Source organism: uncultured Campylobacter sp. (genome assembly GCF_938018035.1).
GTDB lineage: Bacteria > Campylobacterota > Campylobacteria > Campylobacterales > Campylobacteraceae > Campylobacter_B.
This window is the reverse complement of sequence record NZ_CALIJF010000368.1, coordinates 1-4,698: the sequence shown is the minus strand read 5'-3', so window position 1 is coordinate 4,698 and position 4,698 is coordinate 1. Positions and strand designations below refer to the sequence as shown.

Below are 4,698 nucleotides of genomic sequence, written 5' to 3'. Positions count from 1 at the left end.
TTATCCAGCACCTTTTTGCCGACCTCGCTTTGATTTAGCGCCTCAAGCATCGCGGCTAGCTGCGTGCCGCCCTTGGCGCTTAAAATTTCGCCGAATTTACTCATCCCCTCGCCCACGCTGCCTTCGTTTGCGATGATCTTAAGATCCGCCGCGCTTAGCGCCTTGGCCTGCTCTAGGCCGATGTCGCGGTTCGCTTCGATCTGTTTGATCGAAATGAGATAGGTCTGATAGCCCTGATTTTCGCCGATCTCGCGCGCGAGCTCGATCTGTGCGTTTACGGGCGCGAGCTCTTTTAGCCTAAGCGCCTCAGCCTCGGCGGAGCCTATCTTTAGCGTACCCTGCGCCTCTTTGTCCTTCATCTCCAAAAGCGCCGCGGCGGCGAGAAACTGCTTCTCTTTGTCGCCCTGCGCTACTAAAATTTGATTTTCCTTGATCGCTTCGGCGTCGCGGATTTTGGCGTTTTTGCGCGCTTCGGCGTCGATCTCGATCTTGCGCTGCTCCTGCTCGGCCTTTACGATCTCCACTTGCTTTTTGATCTCGGCCTGCTTGACGTCGTTTACCCGCACGACCTCCATCGCCTTTTCTTGCGTGATCTTTTGCTGATCCTTGATGAGCTGCTCGGCCTGCTCCTTTGAGATCGCGACTTCGCGCTCGTTTTCGACGGTCTTAAGGCCCACCATCTTATTGGCTTCCTGCTGGCGCACTTCGGTTGCCTGCGCGGCTTCGATCTCGGCGATCTGGGCAAGCTTGGTGTTGTTTGCGACCTCTACGCGGCTTTCCTTTTCGATCTGGGATTTTTTCTTCTCCATGATGTTTAAGATGACCTTGCTGCCGCTGCTATCTCGGATATCCATCAGCTCGATGTTTTTAACGGGCTCGATACCCCAATTTTGCAGCTGCGTCTTTACCGCCTTGGTAAAATCATCTCCGAGCTCGGAGCGGATCTGCAAGATGTCCTCAAGCACGCGGCTTGAGAGGATCGAACGGATCGAGCCTTGAATGATATTTCTAAGCTGATTGTTAAGATCCTCAAAATTATTGACGCGTTGCGCGGCTAAATTTGAATCCATAATCCTAAAAAACGCCGTAATATCGACGACGAAAGGAAGCCTGCCCAGATCATACGCCTCGTAATCCTCGATCTTGATGCTAAAAACAGAGACGGGCAAAACGATCTTCGTAACGCCCAGCACCGGCACCCAACTCGGGAATTCATAGTAGCTGTTGCCGTTACCGGTATCTTTGCCGTAGCTCGTCGTCTTGCGCGCGCTTTGGACAATATGCACTTCATTCGTCTCCACTATGCGCCTGAAAAACAGCGGCACGATGATAAAAAGCGCGATTAAAACCCCGACGGCGGCGCCTATCAAATATAAAATTTCACCCATTTTCTCTCCTTTAAAAATGCTAAATTTAAAATGGATTATATAAAAATTTACTTTGAAAAATAATAAATAATCGCGGCGACAGCGGTTAAAATTTACGCAATTTTAATGAGGTTTTTTGTAATATCGCGGCGTATATTTCAATACCGTTTAGGAGAAAAAATGAAAAAATTTTTACTGCTGCTTTTAGCGGGTGCGCTTTTTGCAAGCGCGGCAGAGCTTAGAACTATCAAGGATATGGACGGCGCCGAGGTTAAAATCCCCGCGAAAGTTGAGCGCATCGCGGCGCTCTGGCACTCGAACAATCAAATTTTACTGGCCCTAGGAGGAGCGGACAAGATCGTCGCTACCACCGATAACATCAGCAAAAACGCATGGTTTCTTAAAATTTATCCGCGCCTAGCGCAGATCCCAGTACTGCTAAAAAATAACGACGTAAATTTAGAGGAACTAATGAGCCGTAACCCCGACGTAGTCATCGTCTCAACCGCATTAACGGGCAAAAATTTAGCTAAGCAGGGCTTTACCGTTTTAAAGGCGAGCTTTAGCGATTACGAGCAGATGAGGCGCAGCATCAGGATGTGCGGCGATATGCTAGGCGGCGACGCGCCGCAAAGAGCGAAGGATCTGATCTCAAATCTCGATAAAAATATCGCTTTGGTTAGCGGCCGCACCGCAAATTTAAGCCCCGATAAGCGCCCGCGCGTCCTTCATATCGTGGGCGGAAGCGATCTTTTAAAGATCGACGGTAAGGGCACGCTGATCGACTCATGGATAGAGCTGGCCGGCGGAACGAATGCGATCACCGCTACCAAAGGCCCAATGAAGACTATCACCGCCGAGGAAATCATCGCTAGCAACCCGCAGATCATAATCGTAGGCGGCGATCACAACGAAGATGCGGTAGAGAAGATCAAGGCTAGCCCAGTTTACAGCGGCACGGATGCGGTCAAAAACGGACGCGTTTACGGCAATCCGCGCGGGGTTTTCAACTGGGATCGATACGGCGCGGATACGGTGCTTCAAATTTTATGGGCGGCGAAAACCATTCAGCCCGAGCTCTTTGCCGACATCGACGTGAAAGCCGAAACGAAGGCGTTTTATAAAAAATTTATGAATTACGAGCTGAGCGATACGGAATTTGGCTATATCTTAAAAGGGCTCAATCCGGAGGGTAAATAAGACGCGGCACCGAAGCAACGGCATCAGCGCTACACCTAGCAGGCAGCATCCGTGCCGAACGCTCAATCATGTGGCGGATATATCGGCGCCGAATAGACAATTCGTCCTATTTCGGCATCGGATAGACAAATCGTCTAGTCATACGGGCGAACAGGCGTCGTCGTATCGTCAAAACAAGCGGCACTATCGCATTTTTGGCGCGTTGAAGTGCGAATGCCGCCCACATAAAGTGCAGATCCCATCGGCGCTTGGCGCGTCGATACCTAAATGACGGCGTCGTTGCCGCATTGTCCCAACCGAAACGGCATCCCTAACGCGCGGCGTGCCGAGCAAACATAGCCGCAGTGTGTCAAACGGGCGGTGCGAGGCAGAATAAAATTTAAACCCGCGGCGGGTGAAAAAGGACAAAGCAACGACAAGCAAACAAGGGCAAAATAAAGCTGCAAGATAAAATTTAAAGCAAAGGAAGCGGTCATGGAAATTTCATTTTTTATGACTCTTGAGCCCTCTCTAGCGGGCGCTTGGATACCCTCATTTGCGATGGTGCTGATACAGTTCGCGTATATGTTTATCTACAAAGAGGTCGGCAAGCGCGCCACCGATACCTCGTGGTACACGCTCGCGGACAAGCGAAATGCGATCATAAGCTCGCTGCTGCAAGTAGCGCTGCTTATTTTATCGGTGTTCGTGCCGCTTAAGACGGGCAGCGCATGGTTTTGGATCGGAGCGGTGATCTACATAGCGGCTTTTGCGGGCTTCATCAAGGCGTTTTACGACTATGCGGCAGCCCCTGCGGACAGAGCCGCACAAGGCGGCATCTACCGCCTATCGCGCAATCCGATGTATTTCTTTTATTTCCTCGGCATGGCGGGCGTTTGCGTCGCTTCGGCGTCGCTGTGGCTACTCATAGTGATAGCACCCTTTGCCGTATATAACCATCTCGTGGTTCTCGGCGAGGAGCGCTACTGCGAGCGAGCCTACGGACAGGAGTATTTAGAGTATAAGCGCAAGACGCCGAGATATTTTTTGTTTTTCTAAGGGGAGGGTAAAACCTAGGGCGTGCCGCAGCCCTAAACGTTTTATAAAATTTTGGCACTAAGAAGAGCGTATGTTCGTAAGGAAAAATTTGGCTCTCGTCGCCGCTTTGTTTCTAGCGTTTTGTCTAAACGCCGCCGCGGGCGAGCCGAGGACGGTTAAAGATATGCGCGGAAACGTCGTCGAGCTGCCGGAGAAAGTAAGCAAAGTAGCCTCGCTTTGCAACGAGAACAATCAAATCATCATCGTAGGCGGCGCGGAGTTTGGATACATACTGCACGGCCTAGGCCTGGACAGCAAATGACGCACGCTCCCGCTTGCAGCGAAAAATAGCTTCGGCTCTGAAGCCTGGGCGCGTTTAGAGCCGTCTGCACATTTAGCGAAAAAGCGCTTCTTAAAATTTTAAGGGCCGAGCGAATGAAATTTTACCGGCTCGCTACGGCTCCTTTAAAATTCCAAACGAAATTTTAAAGCAAAATTTTACCGACGGCGCAAGGGTGCGTATATTGGCGATGAAGACACGAAATGTAAAATTTAGCGATGCGCCGAGCAGACACGACGAAACAGCAAACGCATCGCCAGTAAAAATACGCAAGAGGCGATGTTTTAGACGAAGCAATTTGCAAGGGACGGCGGCGAGCGCGCTTATACCCACGGGCTTCTATCCATAGCGGCGAGCAGTTCGCAGAGAAGATATACGCAAGCAACGCGCCGCTTTTGGTAGCGGCGACGGCTTGCACTCATCTCAGTAGCGCGCGGTCCGCTCTTTTTACATGCATCCGATTCTCGTCGCTTGCTTTTTTCTGAGGCCATCGCCCATAGCTCGCTCTCTATTTTTTACGAGACAGCGTTTAATTTGCACCGAAATCCGTAGAGCCGAACCGATCGTCCGAAATAAAGTCCTCCTCGCCCGAAAGCACGCTCATAGCGCTGATACGCGAGATCAGCAGTCGATCCTCGGCAATGTCGGCGCGATCCGAGCCGATAGTAAGCGACGTAATCGCCGTGCGCCCGATGACCGCGCGCCCGCCATCCATCGTGCGAAGCCCCCAGATATCGTGCAGCACCGCAGGCTTGCCATCCACCTGCCCTACGT

General features: G+C 51.4%; 4 protein-coding genes and 1 pseudogene. 3 read left to right on the top strand and 2 right to left on the bottom strand.

All coding sequences use genetic code 11. The features are described 5' to 3' along the window. Positions 1-1,388, bottom strand: a 1,388-nt coding sequence (locus tag Q0257_RS11080; RefSeq protein ID WP_298024834.1) for an SPFH domain-containing protein, incomplete at its 3' end; no start/stop codon positions are given. 159 nt (positions 1,389-1,547) lie between these two features. On the opposite strand from Q0257_RS11080, the gene Q0257_RS11075 reads away from it, so the two are divergent. From Q0257_RS11075 to Q0257_RS11065, 3 genes are all read left to right on the top strand, one after another. Continuing rightward, positions 1,548-2,567, top strand: a complete 1,020-nt coding sequence (locus Q0257_RS11075) for an ABC transporter substrate-binding protein (protein ID WP_298024832.1) — start codon at positions 1,548-1,550, stop codon at positions 2,565-2,567. Between the two features lie 474 nt (positions 2,568-3,041). After that, on the top strand, positions 3,042-3,605 hold the full coding sequence (locus tag Q0257_RS11070) for an isoprenylcysteine carboxylmethyltransferase family protein (protein ID WP_298024830.1): 564 nt from the start codon (positions 3,042-3,044) through the stop codon (positions 3,603-3,605). Between the two features lie 70 nt (positions 3,606-3,675). After that, positions 3,676-3,906 carry a hypothetical protein gene (locus Q0257_RS11065; protein WP_298024828.1) on the top strand — a complete coding sequence of 77 codons (231 nt, stop codon included), beginning with the start codon at positions 3,676-3,678 and terminating at the stop codon, positions 3,904-3,906. A 547-nt stretch (positions 3,907-4,453) separates the two neighbouring features. On the opposite strand, the pseudogene Q0257_RS11060 reads toward Q0257_RS11065, so the two are convergent. Continuing rightward, a pseudogene (locus Q0257_RS11060) lies at positions 4,454-4,698 on the bottom strand (hypothetical protein); the annotation flags it as partial.